The 23,503-nt window shown below is 65.5% G+C and carries 16 protein-coding genes; 8 read left to right on the forward strand and 8 right to left on the reverse strand.

Going from position 1 to position 23,503, the window contains the following annotated elements; genetic code table 11:
- Positions 1–85: 85 nt before the first annotated feature.
- The 3 genes from L8H00_RS17645 to L8H00_RS17655 form a co-directional block, all read right to left on the reverse strand.
- Positions 86–1,018 (reverse strand): hypothetical protein, encoded by a 933-nt coding sequence (locus L8H00_RS17645; protein WP_242098616.1) that lies wholly within the window; start codon positions 1,016–1,018, stop codon positions 86–88.
- A gap of 534 nt (positions 1,019–1,552) precedes the next feature.
- Positions 1,553–2,731 (reverse strand): HAMP domain-containing sensor histidine kinase, encoded by a 1,179-nt coding sequence (locus L8H00_RS17650; protein ID WP_242098617.1) that lies wholly within the window; start codon positions 2,729–2,731, stop codon positions 1,553–1,555.
- Complete coding sequence (locus tag L8H00_RS17655; RefSeq protein WP_242098618.1) at positions 2,691–3,944, reverse strand: response regulator; 1,254 nt, start codon at positions 3,942–3,944, stop codon at positions 2,691–2,693. Before L8H00_RS17655 ends, L8H00_RS17650 begins: the two co-directional genes overlap by 41 nt.
- 138 nt (positions 3,945–4,082) lie before the next feature.
- Here L8H00_RS17655 and L8H00_RS17660 point away from each other — a divergent pair, with 138 nt between their 5' ends.
- The 5 genes from L8H00_RS17660 to L8H00_RS17680 all read left to right on the forward strand — a co-directional run bounded on the left by L8H00_RS17660 (position 4,083) and on the right by L8H00_RS17680 (position 10,328).
- Positions 4,083–5,318, forward strand: coding sequence for an HlyD family efflux transporter periplasmic adaptor subunit (locus L8H00_RS17660; protein WP_242098619.1), 1,236 nt, complete (start codon positions 4,083–4,085; stop codon positions 5,316–5,318).
- A gap of 19 nt (positions 5,319–5,337) precedes the next feature.
- Positions 5,338–6,027 (forward strand): ABC transporter ATP-binding protein, encoded by a 690-nt coding sequence (locus L8H00_RS17665; RefSeq protein ID WP_242098620.1) that lies wholly within the window; start codon positions 5,338–5,340, stop codon positions 6,025–6,027.
- 13 nt (positions 6,028–6,040) lie between these two features.
- Positions 6,041–8,455 carry an ABC transporter permease gene (locus tag L8H00_RS17670; protein ID WP_242098621.1) on the forward strand — a complete coding sequence of 805 codons (2,415 nt, stop codon included), beginning with the start codon at positions 6,041–6,043 and terminating at the stop codon, positions 8,453–8,455.
- Positions 8,448–9,692: a TolC family protein gene (locus L8H00_RS17675; protein ID WP_242098622.1), complete on the forward strand. Its 1,245-nt coding sequence runs from the start codon at positions 8,448–8,450 to the stop codon at positions 9,690–9,692. The genes L8H00_RS17670 and L8H00_RS17675 overlap by 8 nt, the downstream gene beginning before the upstream one ends.
- Before the next feature lie 318 nt (positions 9,693–10,010).
- Positions 10,011–10,328, forward strand: a complete 318-nt coding sequence (locus tag L8H00_RS17680) for a hypothetical protein (protein WP_242098623.1) — start codon at positions 10,011–10,013, stop codon at positions 10,326–10,328.
- Positions 10,329–10,464: 136 nt separating this feature from the next.
- Here the strand turns inward: L8H00_RS17680 and L8H00_RS17685 are convergent, their stop codons facing one another.
- Positions 10,465–11,733 (reverse strand): carotenoid oxygenase family protein, encoded by a 1,269-nt coding sequence (locus L8H00_RS17685; protein WP_277924555.1) that lies wholly within the window; start codon positions 11,731–11,733, stop codon positions 10,465–10,467.
- Between the two features lie 41 nt (positions 11,734–11,774).
- On the opposite strand from L8H00_RS17685, the gene L8H00_RS17690 reads away from it, so the two are divergent.
- On the forward strand, positions 11,775–13,253 hold the full coding sequence (locus L8H00_RS17690) for a deoxyribodipyrimidine photo-lyase (protein WP_242098624.1): 1,479 nt from the start codon (positions 11,775–11,777) through the stop codon (positions 13,251–13,253).
- A gap of 133 nt (positions 13,254–13,386) precedes the next feature.
- On the opposite strand, the gene L8H00_RS17695 is transcribed toward L8H00_RS17690, so the two are convergent.
- The 4 genes from L8H00_RS17695 to L8H00_RS17710 form a co-directional block, all read right to left on the reverse strand.
- Positions 13,387–14,532 (reverse strand): alpha/beta fold hydrolase, encoded by a 1,146-nt coding sequence (locus tag L8H00_RS17695; protein ID WP_242098625.1) that lies wholly within the window; start codon positions 14,530–14,532, stop codon positions 13,387–13,389.
- A gap of 4 nt (positions 14,533–14,536) precedes the next feature.
- A complete protein-coding gene (locus tag L8H00_RS17700; RefSeq protein ID WP_277924552.1) occupies positions 14,537–14,878 on the reverse strand; it encodes an SWIB/MDM2 domain-containing protein in 342 nt (113 codons plus the stop codon).
- A gap of 470 nt (positions 14,879–15,348) precedes the next feature.
- Entirely contained in the window at positions 15,349–16,470 is a 1,122-nt protein-coding gene (locus L8H00_RS17705; RefSeq protein ID WP_242098626.1) for a PHB depolymerase family esterase, read from the reverse strand.
- A gap of 344 nt (positions 16,471–16,814) precedes the next feature.
- On the reverse strand, positions 16,815–19,010 hold the full coding sequence (locus tag L8H00_RS17710) for a penicillin acylase family protein (protein WP_242098627.1): 2,196 nt from the start codon (positions 19,008–19,010) through the stop codon (positions 16,815–16,817).
- A 34-nt stretch (positions 19,011–19,044) separates the two neighbouring features.
- On the opposite strand from L8H00_RS17710, the gene L8H00_RS17715 reads away from it, so the two are divergent.
- The gene (locus L8H00_RS17715; RefSeq protein WP_242098628.1) at positions 19,045–20,316 is read left to right on the forward strand and encodes an amidohydrolase family protein; all 1,272 of its coding nucleotides are present in this window, start codon (positions 19,045–19,047) and stop codon (positions 20,314–20,316) included.
- Between the two features lie 348 nt (positions 20,317–20,664).
- Positions 20,665–23,463, forward strand: coding sequence for a DUF3857 domain-containing protein (locus L8H00_RS17720; protein ID WP_242098629.1), 2,799 nt, complete (start codon positions 20,665–20,667; stop codon positions 23,461–23,463).
- Positions 23,464–23,503: the final 40 nt, after the last annotated feature.

Genomic DNA, 23,503 nt, shown 5'->3' on the forward strand with positions numbered 1-23,503 from the left:
TCATCTCGTCGACCGCCAGGCTTACAAGGAACGACGCTCCGCCGCACTGGCGGAGTGGCAGATCCTCGTGAGTTAGGCGGATGCGTCAAAGCGCGACGTGCATCGTGTGGAGACGGGTTCGCGTTAGACTGACAGCACCCTCGAAGCGGTGGCCATAGTCAGCGCGAAGCGGGCCACCTCCGTCCACGACGTCGTAGAAGAGACCCGACGTGACCCGCGCCGCGATTAGCTGGGGCAGAGGGGCATGAAGCATCCTCCGTCCATGCCCGGCGGAGATCAGCGGGTATCGCCTGAGCACGCTTGGGCGGTATGCCGTGTCCGCGCCGTTCGCTCGCACCTGCGTGGCGAGCGCCCGCATGTCCGCAACGGGCGCCGTGAGCCGGGCGAGGACACGCTCGCGCACGTCGGGCGCAATCCCGATCAGGCCCAGATCCCCCCGACGGTCGTAGATCGGCTGATCGGAGAACGCCGCAAGGAGCGCGAAGCCCATCAGGCCCATGTCCGCAATGTCAATGCCGTGGGTCGCGCGGAAGTATTCAGCGCTGTCGCCCTGACCGTAGATGAAGGTGTGGCGGTAGAATTGCGGGATGTCGAAGAAGCCGCGCTGCCATTCGAACTGCCGGTTGCCGATGCGGTACATCTCGCGAAGGATCGGGACATTGCCGCGCCGCGCGCCGTACTCGGCATTCTCGAGACGCCGCAGCACATTGACCAGGTTCGCGATGGATTCCCAGCGCTGCGTGTCGAAGAGCCGGTAGTGCGGGTTCTTCAGGTTCGAAAGGACCTCGTTGGCAAGCGTCTCCAGTTCCCAACCACGAACGGCGTTGCGGTCGGTGAAGTCCTCTGCGGGAACCGCGTAGAGATGACGCAGCGCCTCCTCGCTCCGGCCATTCTGCAAGGCGTCAACTGCCCAGACCATCGTGAGGAAGGCGCGGTCGTCGGCTAGCGACAGCGTCTGCGAAAAGGCTCTGCGATACGCATCGCGCTCCTCTAGGTTCATGTCGCGCGGAGGCAGCATGATCGCAGCATAGTGCCGTTCCGCTCGGCCGACACCGTCAGATCAGGCTGCTCAGCCCCGGTCGAGGATTTCAGCCGCGAGCGCTGCCTTGTCCTGCGGAAGGAAGCCCCCGTAATGCTCGCGGACCATCTCCGGCGTGCCCTAGATGATGTCGCTTCATTGGCACCCCAGTTCCACCCGTCGCTTCGCACCGCAGTCGGGGTCACATCACGGACCCAGACGTAGCGACGCCTGAAATTACCGTTCTTACTCGATGAACGAATGGCACATTGTGGGACGCGCCGAGCAACCACTGAGTGTCTGGTTTTGGGTCATCCACGGCCACTGGACGGCCGATCGCCTTGGTCACTGACGGTGCCTGTCGCGTTCGCATGATCTGCCGCTGGAAAGATCGCGCCATTTCCTTCATCCGTCTTTACCGGCGAGTTTAAGGAAACAGTGACCGGATACGACTTCGGGAAGGCGGGGTCTGCAGACGACTGCCAGGTCCATCAGCAGCGCGGCGTCTCGGGGCTGAACGCTGGGGGGGAAAGGTCAGGCCGAGTGAAGCGGAATGGTTAGGCGGAAGGTGGTTGGCGGTAGGGGCAACAAGTCAAGCGCGCCTCCATGTGCAAGAGCGATCTGGCGGGCAAGGCTCAATCCGATCCCGGTGCCCTCCGCTTTCGTAGTGTGGAACGGACGGAAGATGCGAGTGGCCTGTTCGGGCTCTACGCCGGCGCCGCTGTCCTGCACCTCCGCGATCATCTCGTCCTCTCCGAAACGGATTGTCAGCATGACGCAAGCAGCCTGGTCGCGACGCGCAGTCGCTGCTTCGGCGGCGTTCTGAAGGATCGCCCATAGCGCCTGATGAAACTGATCGTGGTCGAGCGGCCAGTCCGGACCGTCCGCGGCTTGGACGGTCAGCGCAATTTGCGGCCATCGCCCGTTGAACAGGCGAGCCAGGTCGTCGGCCATGCCGGACAAGGACGTTGGGGTCCGCCGTGGCACGGGAAGCCGCGCGAGGCCGCGATAGCCTTCGGTGAACCGCTGTAATCCCTCGGCGCGACGCGCGAGCGTGGCCATGATCTCACGCAGCAATGCCGGATCGAGGTCTGGCCGGTCGAGCGCCGCTTCCCCGCTTTCGGCCAGCGACACGATCGGAGCGAGGCCGTTCAGCAGTTCGTGACCCAGGACATGGATCATCTCTGCCGTTGCCCGTGCCTCGGCGACTCGCTCCTCCTGCTCGATGTCGATCAGCGCAGCGACCGAGCGTTCGGTTGCCGCCCCGCCCAGCGTCACCCGGTCGATCCGATAGTGTCGCCCCTCATAACGCAGATACTGATCTTCGGATCGGATAAGCGCGCCCGGCGCCGGTACTACCCGATCGTCCGCCGCGAAAAGGCGCCGTGCAGCGCGATTCAGCGCCCGCACGTTCACTCCCTCGATCAACACCATCGGGGTCGGAGCAGCATCCAGCACCAGGCGATCGGCCGCCGCATTCCGTGGCGCTTCGCTCGTGAGCGTCGGCGCAAGGCCGTGCTGAACCACCAGCCACCAGGTCAGCGTGGCGAGCCAGACCGCGACCAGCACTGCGCCGGTCAATGTTCCCCATAAGCCGCCACGCCATGCGGCGCCGGCAGCGATGCCGCAGCCGACGAGGCCGATCGCGCACGCGACGGCGCGCCACCCGCGTCTATAGGCCATAGCGTGCCATGCGCCGGTACAGCGCGCCACGGCTCAAGCCCAGCGCGGTCGCGGCATGGGTGACGTTGTGGCGATGCTCGCGCAAGGCCGCCTCGATCATCGCCTTCTCGGCATCGGTCAGGTCGAAGCTAGCCTCGCCGGCCGCGATGGCTGGTTCGACGACGGTGGGAGGAGCGAGCAGCGCCGCGTCGAGAACCCCATCGTCGGCGAGGATCACCGCCCGTTCCATGGCGAGGGCGAGGCCCCGTACCTCATCGCCCCATTGGACGGTCCGCACGATCGTTTCGGCGGCCTGCGTCAACGTTACTCCAGGCTTACCGAAACGCTCGGCCGCGACGCGGGCGAAATGGCGGGCGAGCAACACCGTATCGTCACCGCGTGCGGCGAGCGGCGGCACCGCCACCTCGACGGTCGCGATACGACGCTGCAACGCCGGGGCGAGCGGTTGGATGGTGTCGGCGACGGCGATGCAGCGGACCGCTCGCGGCAGATGGTCGAGCAACGCTTCCTGCGCGATCCGGTCGAGCCGGTCGGCATGGCGCAGAATGATGGTGCCGGTCGCCTCCTGCACGCGGTCGAGGTAATCGTCACGGCGCAGGTCGATGCGGGACGCAGGACGCGTCGCGTCGGGCGATGCCGCATGGATCGCCTGCGCGACCAGCGTGCGCCCGCTGCCGGCCGGGCCGGTCACGGTGACGTCGGCTGCGGTCGGTCCGATGCGGCGGATCAGCGCACGAAGCTCTTGCATCGCCCGGCTCTCGCCGATCAGCACGGCCAGCGCCTTCGCCGATCCGTCCCGTGCGGGGGCGGACGCAATCGCGGGCCTCCGCGCCATCGCAGCTTCCAGTTTGGCGACCAGATCGGCGTTGCGCCACGGCTTCATCACGAAGTCGCGCGCGCCGGCCTGCATGGCGGCGACCGCGATGCGGATGCCGCTGTGCGCGGTAATGACGATTACGCAGGCCTGCGGATCGTCGGCGACGATCCGCCGCAGGCACGCCAGCCCGTCCTCGCCATCGGCAGCCCCGGCAGTGAAATTCATGTCGAGGAGGATCGCGACGTAATGCCGCCGTGCGAGCCGCGACCATGCCTCTTCCGGTCCGCTCGCGGTGTCCAGCCGATAGCCGGCGATGCGAAGCGCGATGTCGATCGCGCGTGCGATCGCCGGATTGTCGTCGATCAGCAGAATCGCCGTGTCGCTTGACCCGTCCTCCAGCCGTCCAATTCCGGACGGTGCGTCCACAAATGAACGGTCACGATTGTTCGGTATGACAGAATATCGTTTATCCATAGTAGCTTAGGCTTTCCGGCCAATATCGGTGACACTGGTCCCATGATGACCGAACAGCCGACACAAGCAACCGCTACCCCGGGGTCCGGAATGGATCGTCCGGTTGAACGGCGCACCGCGCCCTGGTGGCGGCACCGCGGCACGCTGATCGTCTTGGGTCTGGTGCTCGTCACTCTCCTGGTCTGGTGGTTCATCCCTGCGAGCGGATCGACCGACATCGCCGCGGCCGACATCGAAACTGGCATAGTCCAGCGCGCGCCGTTCGCCGACTATCTCCCGGTGCGCGCGACCGTCGCGCCCCGCGTCACGACGCTGGTCGGCGTGCTGTCGGGCGGCCAGGTCGAGAAGCTGCTGGTGCAGGACGGGACGATGGTGGCGGACGGGCAGCCGCTCGCCACGCTCGCCAACCCTTCGCTCAAGCTCCAGGTGCTGACGCAGGAGGCGCAGATCGCCAGCCAGCTCGGCCAGGTCGCGGGCGAAAACCTCGGCATCGAGCGCAACCGGCTCGACCGCGCCGGACAGGTCGCGCAGGCGAATTATGATCTTATCAAGGCACGCCGCGACCTCTCGATCCGCCAGCAGCTCCACGATCAGGGTTTCGTGTCAGACGAGGGCATCAAGAGCTATGCGGCCGAAGCCGACTATCAGGCGAAGAGGCTCGCCCAGCTCCGATCCGGGAGCGCGGCGGAGGCGGGCATCACCGCCACGCAGAGCCGGCGGCTGGACGACACGCGCGGACGGCTGACAAGCAACCTCGGCGCAGTACGTGCCGGGCTGGACGCGCTGGTCGTCCGCGCGCCGGTGGCGGGGCGGCTGACGAACTTCACGATCCAGCCCGGTCAGACGCTCAAGCCGGGCGACCCCTCGGGTCAGGTCGACAGCGAGGGATCGTGGAAGCTCGAAGCAGATGTCGACGAATATTATCTCGGCCGCGTGCATGTCGGGCAGAAGGCGAGCGCCGATGCCGTCCGCCTCACCGTCTCCAAGGTTCTGCCGAGCGTCAAGGATGGCCGCTTCCGCGTCGAGCTGACGTTCGACGGCGCGGCCCCGGCCGGGCTGAACCGCGGGCAGACGCTCGACATCCGCATCACGCTTGGCAGCACCGCGCTCGCCCTTGTCGCGCCCACCGGTGGTTGGCTCGACACGGGCGGCGGATCGTACGCGTTCGTGCTCGACACGGACGGTCGCCACGCCCGGCGCCGATCGATCCGCACCGCGCGGCGCAATCCCGAGCAGGTCGAGATCCTGTCCGGTATCCGGCCCGGCGACCGCATCGTCACTAGCAGCACCGCGTCCGTGAAGGGCGACCTCCTCAACATCCGCTAAGGCCGAAAGGGCACGTCGCATGATCCGTCTCGAGAACATCCAGCGCCGCTACGTTTCCGACGAGGTGGAGACCACCGCGCTCCACGATATCGACCTTCATGTCGAAGCCGGCGAATTCGTCGCGATTATGGGGCCATCAGGCTGCGGCAAGTCCACGCTGCTCAACACGCTCGGCACGGTCGATCGCCCGACCGGCGGACGCTACCTGTTCGCCGAGCGCGACCTCGCTGTGCTCGACGAGAAGGCGCTGGCCGCGTTCCGCGGCGCGACGCTCGGCTTCGTATTCCAGAGCTTCAACCTGATCGACGAACTGACGATCGAGGAGAATGTCGCGCTCGGCCTCGCCTATCGCAAGGATGCAGGCGCTAGCAGCGGTGGGCGCCGCGCGCGCGTCGCCGCGGCGATGGACAAGGTGAGCATCGCCCACCGCGCGCGCCACTACCCGCACCAGCTCTCGGGCGGGCAGCAGCAGCGCGCCGCCATCGCCCGCGCGATCGTCGGAAATCCGAAGCTGATCCTCGCCGACGAGCCGACCGGCAATCTCGATACCGCGAACGGCGAGCAGGTGATGAACATCCTGGCCGGGCTCAACGACGAGGGCGCGACGATCATCATGGTCACGCACTCGCCCAGCCATGCCGACATGGCCAAGCGGCGTATCGACATGCTCGACGGCCGCATCGTCGCCTCCGCCATGCGCGCGATCTGAAGGAACCGGACCGATGAATCGCTTCGCCCTCCTTTCGCTCTACCGCTCGCTCACCCGCCACAAGCTTTATGCCGCGCTCAACATCGGCGGGCTGGCGCTGGGAATCGCCGTGTTTCTGGTGCTCGGCCTGTACGTCCGTTTCGAGACGAGCTTCGAGCGATGGTTGCCGCATCACGACGGCATCTACCTCGTGGAATCCGATTCCAAGGGCATCGATAGCCCGTTCAGTGGCATCTACCAGAATACCATGGGTGGCCTGCTGGAGCAGATGAAGCAGGACTTCCCCGCCCTAGTCGGCACGCGGATTAACGGCGGCGAAGGTGGCGGCACGGTGATCCGCAACGGTGCGGCGAAGCAAGATGATATAGCGCGCGTCGATGCCGACTTCTTCAAGGTGTTCGATCTGCCGATGGTAATCGGCGACAAGACGACGGCACTCTCCGATCCGCTGGCGATCGTCGTCAGTCGCTCGGCAGCGAAGCGCTATTTTGGCGAAGGCAATCCTATTGGCCAGACCATGACGCTCGCGTTCGAGAAACCGGCATCGTATCACGTCACCGGCGTTTTCGAGGATTTGCCGCACAACACCGACATGAAGTTCTCGATTCTCGCGCGGCAGGGACGCGATCTCAGCGACTGGTGGTATCATTGGGGATCAACGTCGCTGTACACGTTTCTGCGATTCAATACGCCGGAGGCGGCCCGCGCCTTTCAACGGCAAATGCCTGCCTTCATCGCGCGGCGGGGCACCCATGACATGGGCCGCGACGTCGTGGATAAGATGGGATTGCCGTTGCTGCCTTGGGCCGACGCCCATCTCCAGCCGCAAGGGCAGGCCAGTGCCGCCAAGAAGATGACCATCGTCACGCTCGGCATGGTCGGCGTGCTGACGCTGCTGATCGCCATCGTGAACTATATAAATCTCGCAACCGCCCGCGCCGGCCTGCGTGCGCGCGAGGTTGCCATGCGCAAGGTGCTGGGCGCCGATCAAGGTACGCTGATCCGGCAGTTTCTGGGCGAAGCTGTTTTGACGGTCGCGCTGGCGGCACTGGTCGGACTGATCCTGGCTGAAACCGGCCTGCCGATGGTGAACGCCGCGGGCGGGCTTAGCCTAGCCGTACCTTATACCATCGTCGTCCCCGCACTGGCCGCGCTGGTTCTGATCGTCGGTATAATGGCGGGCCTCTATCCCGCTGTGCTGCTGGCGCGATTTCCTGCCGCTGCCGTACTCGCTTCGGCCCGCACCCCTGGCGGGGGCCGCACCGGCACCCGGACGCGCGAGGCGTTGGTCGTATTCCAGTTCGCGCTCGCTATAGCCTTCATCATCGGAACGTCGGTGCTGGTCGCGCAGACGCGGCACGTCCGCAGCACCGATCTGGGATTCCGGCGCGATGGTCTGCTGGTCATACCGGCCTTGGGGGACGACAGCTTGGATAAGGGACGCCAGCTGGCGCTGCTGGCCGCACTCAAGCGGCTGCCCGGCGTCGAGGCGGTGACGACGGCGAACACCGCCGTGGGCAACATCGGGAACAACAACTTCGACAATGTGGACGTGCCGGGACGCCCCAAGCCGGGGCCGTCGCTTCGCTCGATCGAAGTCGGCCGTGACTTCTTTGACACCTATGGTGCCCGGCTGATCGCCGGTCGCGTGTTCGACGACGCTCACCCGGGTGACAACTCGACGGGACGTAAGAAGGGCGAGGTGCGCAATATCGTCATCAATCGTCTCGCCGTCGCCAAGCTCGGCTTCGCCTCGCCGCAGGATGCGATCGGCAAGACGGTGGGCGGGGGAACGAAACGCACCATCATCGGCGTGATCGACCAGCTTCGCTTCTTCTCTCCGCGGCTTCCGGACGATCCGACCTATTACATGTACTATGGCGACATCGTGGCCTATCCGACGGTGACGCTGCGCTTCCACGGCGACGCCAAGTCGGTGATCGCCGCAGTCCGGACGCTATGGCAGCGGATGGCGCCCCAGGTGCCGTTCATGGGCGATACCGGCCTCCACGCGCTGAACGCCTTTTACCAGGACGACGATCGCGCCACTCGCATGTTCGGCATCGGCGCCGGGCTCGCTGTCCTCATTGGGTGCGTGGGGCTCTGGGGGCTCGCCTCGTTCAACACGTCGCGGCGGGTGCGGGAGATCGGCATCCGCAAGACGCTCGGCGCGTCCTCGACCGATATCGTGAAGCTGCTCGTCGGACAGTTCCTGCGGCCCGTTTTGATCGCCAATCTCGTCGCGTGGCCGCTCGCCTTTATAGCCATGCGGGAATGGTTGGCCGGGTTCGATGATCGCATCGCGCTCTCGCCACTCTTTTTCGTCGGGGCGAGCCTGCTCGCGATCGTTATCGCCGTACTGACCGTCCTTGGCCAGTCGCTCCGCGCGAGCGGCGCTGCGCCCGCCTGGGCGCTGCGTCATGACTAGGCGAGCGGTCGTTGCGGTCGCAGCGCTGTGCCTCTCCGGCACGGCGTCGGGGGAAACGCTGCACGATGCGGTGGCCGCAGCCTATGCCACCAATCCCCAGCTCGCGGCGGCGCGGGCGAGGCAGGACGCGCTTGCCGAGACACCGGAGCAGGCGCGCGCCGCAGGCCGACCGATCGCCGAGGCGGACGGTGCGGGCGGCTACAGTCGGTTCGATTACGGCAAGGGTGGAAGCGGCAGCGTGACCGCCAGCCTGCCGGTCTGGACCGGCGGGCGCGTGGCGTCTGCCGTGCGGGCGGCGTCCCGCGATGTCGCGGCCGGCGCTGAAGGCGTGCGGGACACGGAGGCGGCGGTGCTGGAGACGGTCGTCGGAGCTTATGCCGACCTTCTCTACGCGCAGCAGGCGGTCGCGGTCGCCCGCGCCGACATTGCGTTGCTGGACAATCAGGTGGCGGAGGCCCGCTCCCGCTTCCAGCTCGGGCAGGCGACCCGTACCGACGTTGCCCAGATCGAAGCGCAACGGGAATCCGCCGTTTCCGCGCTGGCCGACGCCGAAGGCGCGGCTGCTTCGATCGCCGCGACCTATCGCGCGACGGTGGGCCATGTCGCGAGCGATCTCGATGCGACACCGGCTGCACCGGCAACCCTCCCCGCGACGATCGAAGCGGCGCGTAGGCAAGCCGTCGAATACAGCCCGATCGTCAGGCAACAGCGGTTGGCGGCCAGCGCCGACGGTGCGCGCATCGATCAGCAGCGCGCCGAGCGTAATCCTTATATCGCACTAGGAGGCACCTATGGCGTGGCGGTGGGGCAGGGGCGACCCGGCTATGCGAATGCCGCCATCGCCGGTGCCACGCTGCGCGTGCCGTTGCTCACCGGCGGGCTTGTGTCCTCCCGCGTCCGTCAGGCGGAGGCGGTCTATCGTGCGGATCGATTCGGCATCGACGCTGCCGAACGCGAGGCGATCCGACTCGCAGAAACCGCATGGGCTAGCCTGGCGGCGGCACAATCTCGAGTCCAAGCCAATGCTCGCCGGGCCGAAGCCGCTGAACTGGCGTTGAAAGGGGTTCGTGCCGAATATGCCTTTTCGCTCCGGACGACATTGGACATCCTGATCGCTGACGAGAGCCTTCGCGCCGCACAGCTTGCGCTTGCACGCAGCCGCAGTGATGTGCTGTTTTCGCAAGCAGCATTGCTGCGATCAGTTGGTCGGCTCGGGCCTGAGAGTTATACCAGCTAGTCTTTCTGAGCACGATGCACTTCTCACAACAGGCTTTCTTGGGTTGGAGAATGAATTCCTAATCTTGATTGATCATTGTTTTCGGCAAAGCCGGCGGAGCGACTGGCATGGCAACATAACGCGGCACTGTAATTGCCGCCGACATGAATGAATGACCGAAGTCGGCGAGCCGAAAAGAGCGCGCGAATGGCTGGGTTTGGGGCCTTGCAGCTTTATAGCGGCCATTCGGCCTTTGCCCGAGTTGAGGGACCTGCGACGACGGGGCGCGGGTAGGCGAATGCCGCCGACTTCGCCAAGCCATCGAAGACACCGAAGGCGATGGGTGCGCTCTTATCTTCGGTCGGTCTCGTGAAGGCATCACCACGGTTGATGCATCGATCGCGTTTCCGCGCGCGTATCTTAGTCATGGGCCTAGGACTAAAAATCTGTCTGCCGCCATCGGAAGCGCCGTCGAACGACGAACTCGGATGCGCGTTCGACCGCCGTCGCCGCATTCTGGCCATGGCGGAGTCGCTGACCGACATGTTCGGTAACGCTGCTCTATCTGTCGCACAAAGTCAGATTAGCGGCAGCGACGTTGCCGGCCGGAGCGGTGTTCTTTGGCATGACATCGTGGATGCGCTGCGCGGCAACTGACCGGTGGTCGGTGTAACTGCCAGGACGAGCATCATGGACGAGCGTCCCCTTCTCGGAGGCGGGTAGATCGCGCCGAGTGACCGATTGAGGGGCGAGTGTCAGGCCGGAAGAATGCGCGGCTGTAGCGTGGATCAGGTTACCTCAGCCATGCGCCATGGATGCCGGGCGGCACGCGATGCGGTATGCGGACGGATGCCACCGGTGGTGCCTCGAAGTTCCGGGCATCCAGTATCTCCAGCGCGGTGGTGTGCCCCCCGGCGTCGATCACGAGCCCGATGAGCCAGCCATCATCCTCATCTGCGCTTAGCGAGCTCGGCACGAACACGAACTCGCCCGCGATGCGCCCCGTCCCGAATTCGTGTAACCGCCGCGTGCCACCATCTAGGTCGTGCTTGATGAGCGGCGCTTCGCCAACCAGCGTTTCCGTCATCTGTTCGGGCAGGCCGAGCGCATAGACATAGCGGTAGGGGCGTCCGGTGCGACGCTCGTCTATTGTTGGCAGTTCCTGCGGCGCGGGGTCGATCGCACGCTGGTCGACCGATCCGGTCGAAGGGTCGATCGTCCAGCGCTCAAGGCCGCGCGGCTGCTCATCTGGTGCCAGGTTGTCGCCAGCAAACATGCGGTCGTACGCGACCACATCGAGCGCCACGCGTCCGCCCGGCAGATCATGGGCGTTGGCGGTGTGGAACACGAAGCAGGGATCAAGCGGAAACCACCGGATATCCGCCGCCTCGCCATCGCGCGGCAGCAGCCCGATCCGGGCCGGGTGCTTCTCGTTCCAGCGATAGGGAAAGCCGTGCCCCGCCAGCACCGTCCGCATCGACAGGGTGAGCGGCAGGTCCATGACTACGACGTAGCGCTCAGTGATCGCGCAATCGTGGATTAGCGGACCGTGCGACACCGGGATCGTCACCGATCGTCGCACCCGACCGGCGACATCGACGACATTGTAGCGAATGCGCTTGGGATCGGTCGCCTCATAGCAAAGCGCGTGCAATTCGCCGGTCGCGGGATCCCGTCGCGGATGGGCTGTGAACGAGCCGGGCAGGGTGCCTCCGAAATCGTCGTAGCGCTGCTGCTCCAGATGCTCGTCGAAACGGACTGGCGTGCTGCCGGCCTCCACCAGCGCCCAGCCACTGCCAGCATGATCCAGCACGCTGGTGTTGACGGTGTCGAAGATGTGCCTTGGCCCTGGAGCCGCCGGCACGTGCCTGGCCGCCGCGACATCGGTCGAGCGGATCCAGCGGTTGCGGTACCATCGGGCCCGACCGCCCTCGCCGCCGACGCGGATCGCATCAGCAGATTGTTTGCGGAGGTGGCGGCGTCGATCACCGCGCTTTGAGATGACGATCTGCTCGATATGGCCGATATTTTCTCCAGTGACGCCACGACGATCTTGAGCCAGATCGCGTCGGCCGAGATGCGCAGGCGCAACCTGAGCTTATGATGGTGTCCGCAGATCTGCCCGCCGGCTTGTCCGACTGGCAGCAAGCGCCGCGCGTGCGCGCGTTGAATGACCGGCCGTCGGTCGGCGCCGGGCGTTACGTGCTGTGTTGGCTTCAGCAGGCGCTGCGCGCGTACGACAATCCAGTCATCGACGCGGCCGTCCGTCTCGGCAATGTGCTGCGGTTGCCCGTGCTCGTCTATCACGGCGTCCGCGAAGATTACCCCTATGCCTCCGACCGCCTGCACCACTTCATCCTAGGTGCGAGCGTCGATCTCGCCGACGGATGCCGCAGGCGTGGTCTGGCGTTCGTCCGGCACGTCGATCGCGAGGGGCAGCGTGAGAAGGGCTTGGTTTACCGGCTGGCGGCCGAGGCCGCGGTGGTCATACTGGAGGACCAGCCCACTTTCGTCGCACGGTGGCAGTCCGAGCGCGTAGCCACACGGGTCGATGTGCCCGTCTTCACCGTCAACGCCGCCTGCCTGGTGCCACCCGCGCTGATCGGCATCAACGTGCGAGGACGAACCGCTTTCTTGCGGTGTCATGAGCCGGAGCGCGCCCATTGGTCCACCTGGGACGAGGAGGTCGCGGACGTAAAGCCCTATGCCGGTGCATTGCCGTTCACGCCGGATCGGTCCGAAAACGCTGACCTTGTTGCTCTTATCGCCAACCTCGACATCGACCATTCGCTTCCGGCCAGCTCGATGCACCCGGCAGGCCGCGTTGCAGCGGAGGCACGGCTTGCAAGATTGGTCGCGGAGGTGCTGCCGGGCTATGCGTCGGCGCGCAACGATGCCACCCGCCCGGATGGTGCCAGCGGCCTCTCGCCCTATCTGCACTTCGGCGTCCTTGGTCCTCGAGAGATAATGGCCGCGCTTCAGGGTGCTCGAGCGGGTGGACAGCACAAGCGCAAGTTCGCCGACGAGCTGCTCGGCTGGCGCGAGTGGTTCCATTTCCAGGCGCACGCGCTCGCCGCGCCGGAGCGCTACGACCGCATCGCCAGCTGGGCGTCGGAGACGCTCGCGGCCCATACCGGCGATGCCAGGACCGAACAGGAGACGCTGGCGGCGCTGATCCACGGCGAGACACGCGACGAGACTTGGAACGCCTGCCAGCGCCAGTTCCTGATCGACGGCTGGATGCATAACAACTTGCGGATGTACTGGGGCAAGCGCCTTATCGCGATGACGCCCAGCCCCGAGGCGGCCTGGGCGACCGCTTGCTACCTCAGCGACAGGCTGAGCATCGATGGCCGCGATCCGTCGACCTACGGCAACATCGCCGCCATGTTCGGCGGCTCCCCATCGGACCGTGAGCGCCCGATCTATGGACGCGTCGCGACCCGTGGCGACGGGTCGACGCGTCGAAGGGAAGGCGGCACCGAATGGCTGGCCGCCGCCTCGTTGAGGTCGGTCCCGCGCGTGTCGATTCCCAGCGAGGTGCCCGTGGATCCGTACCTAACCGGCGAGGCGACCATCTAAGCTGTCATGCAACCGCCGCCTCGGATCGTGCATCGGGACGGCTGAACAAATGTCTGCTTTCAAGAAAGCAATAAGCAGCTCTGAATGTCGCCTTCTGGGTCCTACACGCCTCATCTGCGGCTGTTACCGAGCGTCAGTTGGCTTGACGGGGCAGCGTGGTGGCATTCGGCTGGTCCAGTGCGCCTGCCATGTAGCGAGCGACCTGGTTGTTGATGAACGCGGCGTCTGCCGGCGTTGCGCCTGCGCCGGCCGGATGTCCCCAGAGCGACGGGATCGGGTACAGCAGACAGGTTCGAATGAACCCGCACTCGTAGCGAGCGTCCTCCAGGGGGAAGTACAGGTCGGTTGCCGATGGCATGTAGAGCACGGGCACTCGGATCGAGCGCAGCGCCGCGATAGTATCGCCGCCAAACTCCGGCGTACGGCCGACGTCGTGCGCTTCCCAGGTGCGCGCCTGCAGGATCAGATCGTTGGCGTCGTTGCCGTCGAAAACATGCCGGTAGCGGTCGATAGCTTGGGGCAGGCTGGTAAGGGCCGGCGTATCGCCGCGCCATAGCTCGCGCCGCCACCATTCCTGCGAGTAGAGCCAGCCCGCCCACACGAGCGAGAAGGCCTGAATGCCGCGCTCCGGCTCAGCATTGCCATAGTCGCCTGCCTTGAATGCCGGGTCGGTAGTCAGTGCGGCGATCTGCCCCTCCAGCCGCACGATGCCATGGCCCCAGGCGCGTGCCGTGCCCGAAGTCGCGACCACTCGGTCCATGAAGCTGGGGTAGCTGACCGCCCACTGAAATGCCTGTTCTGCCCCCATTGAGAAGCCGATCACCGCCTTGAGGTGTCGGACGTGCAGCGCGTCGAGCACAGCGCGGCTCGCCGCCACGTCGTCTCGAATGGTGATGGCGGGGAAGCGCGGCCCATTCAGCGGCTCGGGCGTGTTGGATGGTGAGGACGACCGGCCGTTGCCGAACATCTCCGTCGTGATCAGGAACAGCTTGCTCGGGTCCAGGGCCTTGCCCGGCCCAATCAGGAAGCCGTAGCCGGTCAGGTCGGCCATGTAGTGCGAGGGAAGCAGCACGGCGTTGTCGCCGGCGGCGTCGAGCATGCCGTAGGTGCCATAGACCACCCGCGCCTCGGGCAGCACCGCGCCGCTTTCCGTGCGGAAATGGTGGATCACCAGCTCGTGCCGCACGGGGCCGGCGCTCTGAGCAGTCGTCGGTGCGGCGGGCACGAGTGCCGCCAAGGTTAGGGCAACAAGGCGGTTGATGCCCGACCGCAGATTCACCCGATCAGGCCTTCACAGCGCTCAGGTGTGCGCTCAGATGCTTGTTCATCTCGAACATGCTCGCCTGCTTCTTGCCGAAGATCTTCTCCAGCTTGGCATCGGCGTTAATGTTGCGCTTGTCCTTCTCATCCTGAAGGTCATGCTTCTTGATGTACTCCCACACCTTCTTGACGACCTCGCTGCGAGGCAGGTCATCCTTGCCGACGATCTCGGCCAGCCCGGGCGACGACGTGACGGGCGCGGTGATGCCCCCTCGCGCGCCGCCGACAGGCTTGTCGGTCGCCTTCACCTTCTTCTCCGCGGCCTTGGTCTCGTCCTTGCCCCGCTTGCTCGCCGTGCGTGCCATGCCCTATCCCCTGTGAAAGCGCTCGCCCTGACGCCTGCGGCGATCATCAGGCAAATCAGGTCGGAGTTCCAGCCCTCAGTTGTTGGGACAGGGCGCGATAGCGCACTGCGAACGAGCAAAGCAGCTGTTCGGTCCCGCAGCGATCAATTCGGACTCGAGCAGCAGCGGGGTTCGGCTTCGCCCATTCGGGCGGGCGGGCGAGCACATACGCGAATATGGCAGGAGCTCAGCTCAGCGTCTTTCCTTGCTGAACGGATGGCCGGAGTTGGCGAACCACTCGGGTGGTGTGAGCGTCTGGATGTGGGTCTTCGCGGTCGATGCGGAACGACCTGATTTTCCCGCTATCGCGCTCGACACCGGCCTTTCTGGTGGAAGGGCGAGCGCAGCAACTAGCATCCTTTTTAGTGCGCGATTACCGCAAACCTGCCAGGCCAAAGGTCATAACCTGCTGCCGCTTCTGACAGCCCGTGCTACTTCAGGAGCCCACCGGCTCGCAACGCATCTTCGATGATCCGGCGTACGTCAATGACGGGCGCGGGCTTGGGCTCGGGGTAGAGCCGCCGCGCCTGCGGTACGCGGGAAGCAACGCTCGTTCCTGAAACCGTTGAGCTGGCGTCCCGCTTTCGTTTGGCCGCTTCCGGCTGCGGGATGGTGTCTGAGGTGAGGCCCCAGAACTCCGCGATCCGCTTCGACGACGAGATCCCCATGCTGAGCATGTATGGCCCCGCGGCACCGACCGGGTGCACGGCGTTCGCGTCGAGCGGTATGCCGTGCCCCATCCCAGTGATACTGTATGCTTCTACCACGATCTGTCCGCTGGCAGCGCGCCAAGCGCGATGGGGATAACCGTCGACAATGTCGGTCATTGGGGGACTCCCAACGACGCCGTGGATGGGCAGCCATTGCTCGACGATCGCGTCAGCGTTGTTCGGATTGACCGTGGAATCGCCACTGCCGTGCCACACCGAAACCTTGGGCCAGGGCCCGTCATGACCGGAGGCGTGCTGAATAAGCGCGGCCAACGCATCGGGTCGGGCCTGCCCGCGAGAGCGCATCGCGCCGAATGCTTGCTGTACATTCGACGCGCAACCGTAGGGCAGGCCGGCGATGATCGCGCCGCCCGCGAACGTCTCCGGGTACGTCGCGAGCATTACCGACGCCATGGCGCCGCCCGCCGACAAGCCGGTGACGAAAATGCGGTCGCAATCGATAGCGTGCGCGACCGAGACCGCCTCAATCATCTGGTGGATTGACAGCGCCTCGCCAGCGCCGCGCGCGGTGTCGCCGGGCTCAAACCAGTTGAAGCAGAGGTTAGCGTTGTTGGAGCGTTCCTGCTCGGGGTAGAGAAGCACGAAGCCATGCCGGTCAGCGAGCTGCGACCAACCCGAGCCGTGGTCATAGCCAGCTGCGGTCTGTGTGCAGCCGTGCAATACGACCACGAGCGCTGGACGATCTGTCAGTCGCGCTGGCACGTGAACGCGAGCACGCAGAGCACCGGGGTTTGAGCCGAACCCAGTGAGATCGACGAGCCGGTATGCTCTCACCGTTCCGCCAGGACCTTTGGCGATCGCGTCGAAGAAATCATTGCGCACGTCTCGCCTCCTGCCGCGCATCTTCCCGAGGAAAAGAGCGCTTTGCTGCGCCGCAGCATATGGCGCTGCGAAGGTCTGCGGCAAGGCCGACGTTGCCCCTCGCCGTGCGATAGAGGCCTGGGCCTGCGCAGCACGCCACCTTCCGAGACGCGCCCGACGATCACACACCAAGGATGAACGAGCGGCAGTTACCGAGAAGCGGTAGCGCAGGTGCGAGCGTCGCCTTCTGGATCAAACCGCCAGCTGAGCGGCATACCGGCGAACGTTCGTGTGCTAGCCGTCAAGGCATACTACTCCTTGATGCCTAATTTGCACTTTTGCAAAAGGATAGAAATGGTGGAGCCTCAGCTGCCAGGGTGATATCTGCGCTCCACATGGCCGGTAAGCTCGTCGGGGTAGAAAAAGATGGGGCGCAGGCTGCCATCGACATAATGTGTGATCTGATCGGTGAAGTGTGGCGAGGCGGGATCACCGCTCTGGCCGCCGGCCATTACTGCCATCGCCTTCACGCGCGGTCCGAACTCGACGACCGCGACGAAGCTGTTGCCGCTGTTGCCGTAATAGCGTTTCGTGCCCGGCCAGCGCTTGGCGCCGAACGAGGCAAGGCTGCCCCATTGTGCCGAGGTGAAGGATACGGGCGACGACGCCTTGGCATCATCAAAATGCGGCCCGATCGCATCGTCGAGCCGCTGGAAGCGATTGATTGTCTGCCACGGCGTCCGCCAGTCGCCGAAATCGCGCGTCAACCGGTCGACCGCCGCGGTCAGCGCGGCGAGCTTGGCTTGGGCACTGACGCGGGTGACGATATAATCGGGTACGTTCAGCCGCTCGGCCTGCGCGAAGCTGCCGACCTCGCGCCACAGCTGGTCGCCCCAGAACACCGCCAGGCTGGTCGCAACCGAGTCATTTGACCAACGATGATCCCAGCCCCTCAGGATAGCGATCGGCTCCGCTAACGTTCGCCTCCGTGGATCACCTTGCGGAAGGTCGCTCCATGCTTGGACAAGCCCGGGCAGCAATCGCGCGAACGCGGGCAGATAAGAATCGAACGCCGCCTGACGCAGCGTCTCCGGTGTCCAGCCGGTTTTGCCGGTGAGCAGCAGATCGGCGTGCACCCCGCGCGCATTGCCACCGACCTGATCCATATATTTCGGATAAGCCACAGCCTTGGGGCTGTCCGGCCCGGCCGCGCTCCACGGCCAGTCGTTGGTGTTGTGGGCCCAGCCGACGCGCGGATCGAGCACGCTCGGCAGGCTTGCGAGCGTGTGGAGCCCATGCCAGTCGGTGGCCGGGTCGCTGCCGTCCACCGGCCGCGTATAGTCAAAGCGGCCATTCCGCACCGGGATGAACTGCGGCATCAAAAACGCGATCTCGCCCTTGCTGTCGGCAAACAGCGTGTCGTTTGAGGAATTGGCTTTCCGTTCGGCGATCTGGAGATAGCTCGCGAGATCGGTCGCCTTGGTGCGCAGGTAGCTTTGCTCGAGCGCGGGGACGGGTTTCCACATCAACGCGGTAGCGATCCACCGGCCCGACTTGGCCGCCACGATCGGTCCGTGGTGCGTGCGATAGGTCGTGAACGCACGCTGGCCCATCGTGCTATCGGACCTGCGAAACCGCACTGTCACCGTCCGGCTAATGACCAGTCGTCGCTCGGTGCCATACCGATAGGAATAACTGCGGTCAGAGCCCGCGATCGCTTCGGCAAACTCGTCGACGTTATCGACCGTCGAGGAGGTGTGCATCCATCCCGCCTGCGCGTTGAACCCCTGATAGACGAAGAACTGCCCCCAAGTGCTCGCGCCATAGGCGTTCAGCCCAGCGTCGCTGCTCATCTGCGCTTCGGAGCGGAAGTAGAAGCTGGTGTGCGGGTTGATGAGCAGCAAGGCGCGGCCGTTCGCGGTCAGCTTTGGCGCGACGACGATGCCGTTCGAGCCCGAAGGCTCGCGCGGCACCATGCCGATCTCCTCCGGCGTCGGCGGTGTAGGGGTGCCGTAGAAGGTCTTGAGATCGCTGAGCGAAATTCGTTCGATATCGCCGCCGATGCTGCCTTCGGTAAAGCTCAGCGCCATCCACGGTTCGAACCGCGTCAGCACCTTCGGCCGCGTCCCCGGATGGGTCACGAGATAATAGTTCAGCCCGTCCGCCCAGGCTTGCATCAGCGTTTGCAGCCAAGGCGGGCTCGCCGCATATTGCGCTTTCAGTTGATCGGGATCGACGAACAGGCGCTGGCGCAGATCGCTCCAGATTGCATCTTCGCCCTCGGCTTCCGCAGTCCGGCCGAGCGCAGTGAGATAGTTCGCTTCGACACGCGCAAAATCGTCCTCGCCCTGAGCGTACATCAGCCCGAACACCGCGTCCGCGTCCGTACGGCCGTGGACGTGCGGAATGCCCCACGTGTCACGGGTGATCGTAACCCGCGACGCCTCGGTCTGCCACCGCGTCATATCGGCGTCGGGCACGGCCCGCGCGGGCGCCAGCCCCGTCGTCAGCAGCGCCGACAGGATCAACGGATTGCGCGCGTGTCGCAGGACTCTATTCATGGCTCAAGCGTAGAGCCGGAAAAGGAGAATGACTATGCGCTGGCTGATGATGATGGCGGCGCTGATGCCGGGGCTGGTCGACCCGGTGCCGGCGGCGGAACCGGCCTCGCTGCTGCTCAAGCCCGCAGGCGTGTTCGACGGTGTCGACGGCAAGGTGCATCCAGGCTGGCAGGTGCTCGTTACCGGGGACCGGATCGTCGCGGTTGGCCCCGATCTCCCGACGCCCGCCGGCACCATGCCGATCGACCTGCCGGGCACGACGGTGATGCCCGGCATGATCGAGGCGCACGGGCATCTGTTCCTGCATCCCTATAACGAGACGAGCTGGGACGATCAGGTGCTGCACGAGCCGCTCGCGCTGAGGACCGCGCGTGCCGTCGCCAACGCGAAGGCGACGCTGCTTGCCGGGTTCACCAGCGAACGCGACCTCGGCACCGAGGGCGCGGGGTTTGCTGATGTCGGACTGAAGGCGGCGATCGATCAGGGGATCGTGCCCGGACCACGGCTGTCGGTCGCCACCCGTGCGATCGTCGCGCTCGGCGCCTACGGCCCGAAGGGCTTCGAACCCGGCGTCGCGATTCCTCAAGGCGCCGAGGAGGTCTCGGGGGTCGACCAGATCGTCGCCGCGGTGCGCCGCCAGATCGCTGGCGGCGCGGATTGGGTGAAGCTGTACGCCGATTATCGATGGCGCCCCGGCGAGGACTGCCGCGCGACGCTGAGCGTGGAGGAGATAAAGGCCGCCGTCGCCGCCGCACACGATGCTGGCCGCCCTGTCGCGGTCCACGCCGCGACCGCCGAAGGGATGCGCCGCGCGATCGCCGCCGGGGTCGACACGATCGAGCACGGCTATGGCGGTACGCCCGAGATTTTCGCGGCGATGGCGGCGAAGCGGATCGCGTTGTGCTCGACGCTGGCAGCGTCCGATGCGACCTCGCGCTACCGTGGCTGGAACGGAAGCGAGCCCGCACCCCCTGCGGTCCAGACGAACCGCGCGAGCTTTCGGATGGCGATGAAGACGGGTGTGCCAATCTGCATGGGCGGCGACGTCGGCGTCTTCGCGCATGGCCAGAATGCGCGCGAGATGGAACTGATGGTCGCCGCCGGGATGACGCCCGCCGACGTGCTAATTGGCGCGACTTGGGGCAATGCGCGGTGGTTGCACCTGTCCGACAAGCTCGGCGCGGTGCGGCCCGGCCTGTTTGCCGACCTCGTTGCGGTGGCGGGCGATCCTACCAATGACATTAGGGCGGTGCGCCACGTTCGCATGGTGATGAAGGGCGGGAGCGTGTCAGTGCGAAACAGCTGATTCCTCTGCGCGAAGTTGGCCTGACTTGGCCTGTGCGCTCGCGCTCGAATCTAATCCTAGGCTAGCATGAACCAGCGTCCGGTTTTTGGAAGCGGTAAAGTGCCCGTTACTGTCCGGGATTGGGTCATCCTTGTCACAGACGAGGGGCGGGTTGTCTGCTCGGGTGGCGCTCCCTGGTTTAGCAGAGTGCAATGGGGGCCAGACGCTGGGGAAGACTGTCGCGACTGCCTGACGACGCGAGCCGGGTCATAGGCAGGCTCAGGACAGGCGGGTTGAACAGCTGGCTAAGGCGGTTTGTTGCTTCTCTCGAAACCTTCGGTAAGCTGCCCCAAATGGGGGAGAAGATACGTGCATAGGTGGATCGTCGTAAGCCTGCTCGCGGGTATGGCATCGCAGGCCGACGCATCCGACAAGCCGGTGTACCAGCCTGTGCCTGTCTGGGTGAAGCCCGCGCCGGCGATCGATGGAGCAACACTGAAGCCGGACTCGCCGTTATTGCTCACCTATGATCAGCAAGCGCGGCTCGCAGACGGCATGTCCTGGGCGTACACCGACCTCGCGACCCGACTGGCCAGCCCGGAGGTTGTTGCACAGGCCGGCACCATCCGCCTGCCGTGGCAGCCCGCACATGGCGATCTGATCGTCCATCGCGTCGAGATTATCCGGGGCAGCCAGCACATCGACCTTCTCGCGCAGGGCAAGCGGTTCGAGGTGATCCGTCGCGAGGAGCAACTCGACAAGCTTGCAATCGACGGCCAGCTTACCGCCACCATGGCGGTCGAAGGCCTTCAAGTCGGCGATGTGCTCCGGGTCACCGCCTCCGTCACGGACAAGGAGCCCGCCCTGAAGGGCGGGATGCATGCTGCGGCAATGCTGCCAGTCGGCGAGAGTAATCCCGGCTTCGAGCGCGCACGAATCGTCTGGCCTGCCAGCGGCGGCGTGGTTTGGCGCAGCTATGCTGAGGGCGGTAAGCCGATCGAAACCACGGTGGCGGGCGAACATGAGGTGCTGCTTGCCGGGCCGCTGCCGAAGCCCGCCGACCTCCCCGCCGATGCGCCGCTACGCTTCCGTAAGCTGCCGCTGATCGAAGCCTCGAGCTTCGCCGATTGGAGAAGCGTCTCGGCGACGGTGGCGCCGCTCTACGCTACTGAGGGAACGATCGCGCCGGGCAGCCCGCTCGCTGCAGAGGTCGCGACCATCGCCGCGGCGCAAAAGGCTCCGCTGCAGCGGGCCGCTGCCGCGCTCCAGCTCGTCCAGGAGAAGGTGCACTACCTCTACAACGGTATCGAGAACGGCAATCTCGTGCCTCAGTCACCGGCGCAGACCTGGGCGCTACGTTACGGCGACTGCAAGGCCAAGACGCTGCTGCTGCTGGCGGTTCTGCGTCAGTTGGGGATCGAGGCGGAGCCGGTGCTGGCGCATTCGACGATGGGCGATTTCCTGCCCGGGCGGCTCCCAAGCGCGGGGGCATTCGATCATGTGCTGGTGCATGCGACGGTAGGTACTGAGTCGCTGTGGCTTGAGGGAACGACCACCGGCTCGCGGTATGCCGGGATCCGAGACGTGGCGCCCTTGCATTGGGTCCTGCCGTTGCGCCCAGGCGGAGCGGCGCTGCTGGCGGTGCCGGCACGCGCGCCCGCGCAGCCGACCGTAGCGGTCGCACTGGATTTCGACCAACGCGCTGGTCTGCGGCTGCCGACCCTGATCCACGCGACGGTGACAATGCGCGGCCCCAACGCCGAGGGCGTCGGCATCGCCAAGACGCAGGGTACCAAGGAGCAGAAGGACACGGCAGTGCAGGGCCTCCTTCAAGCCGTGCTCGGCCGCGAGGTGGCCATGAGCGGCTATACCCTCGCCTATGATCCCGTCGCGGCAGTAGCTACGGTCGACGCAACCGCGATCGGCAGCGGCTTCTGGCGCAGGCGTGACGACCGCTGGCGGATGGCGCTGGACCACGCGGTATCGGGATTGAGCTTCGAACCCGACCGGGCGCGGACAGCTTGGGCGGCAATTCCGGTCGCCACCGCCGCACCCGACGCAGTCGCGATCACCACCCGTCTTTACCTACCCGGCGGCGTAACAGGGTTTGCGCTCGACGGTGACACTAAGCTGACGACGACGCTGGCTGGCAGCCTGATAACTCGTACCGCAGCGCTCGATGCCGGTACCGTCCTTGCTGAGGAACGGATGGCAAGCACAGGCGCCGAGGTCGCCGCCGCCGACGTGCCAGCGGAGCGAGCGCGGGTTGCGCTCGCCAAAAAGCGGCTATTCGAGGTGGTCGCTCCTGCCGACCTGCCGCCGCGTTGGGAGATAGCCGAAGCCGGGAAGCGTGACGGTCGATTTAAGCCGCTGCTCGCCGCTTATGCCGCCGATATCGCCGGCAACTCCAAAGAAGCGCGGCCTTATGGAAATCGAGCCAATTTCCTTATCGGCATCTATGATTGGAAAGGTGCTCTCGCTGACCTTGATCGCGCAATCGCGCTCGAACCGAGCGTGGCGCTGTACCTCCAGCGCGCCTATGTCCACAACGTCGTCCACGACGATGCTGGCCGTTTCGCCGACATTCGGGCGGCGCGCGCGATCGATCCCGGCTCGCTCGACGCACTGGGCCTGCTCGCGCAATGGGATGTCGACCATGGTCAGCGCGACGCCGGTCTGGCACTTTTGCAGGAACGGATCGATGCGGGTGGCGAAAATAAGATCGACGTCATCGCCGCAAAGGCTGATCTGCTTGCGCGCGTCGGCGACCACGACGGCGCTGTGGCGCTCCTCGACGAGACGATCCGAACGCGGCCGGGCAACGCGGGCCTGCTCAATAGCCGGTGCTGGATCAAGGGGCTGCTCGATACCGGCCTCGACACTGCACTCAAGGACTGTACCCGCTCGATCGAACTCGCCGAGACGAGCGTCGCCGCACTCGACAGCCGCGCGCTGATCTACTTCCGGCTCAAACGCTACGACGACGCGCTCGCGGATCTGACCGCGGTGCTCGACCAACAGCCGGAAATGGCGAGCAGCCTGTTCCTGCGCGGCGTAATCCGCATGCGAACTGGGCAGCTATCGGCCGCGAAGGCAGACCTCGCTGCGGCGGCCGTGATGGATCCACTTCTTGCTGCAGAGCGCAAGCGATTTGGGATCGAGCCTTAGGCTCAGGACTCATTGGTCATAGCCAGAATATGACGGTAGT

It is taken from the genome of Sphingomonas sp. CROZ-RG-20F-R02-07 (assembly GCF_022662335.1).
In the GTDB taxonomy this organism is placed as follows: Bacteria; Pseudomonadota; Alphaproteobacteria; order Sphingomonadales; family Sphingomonadaceae; genus Sphingomonas.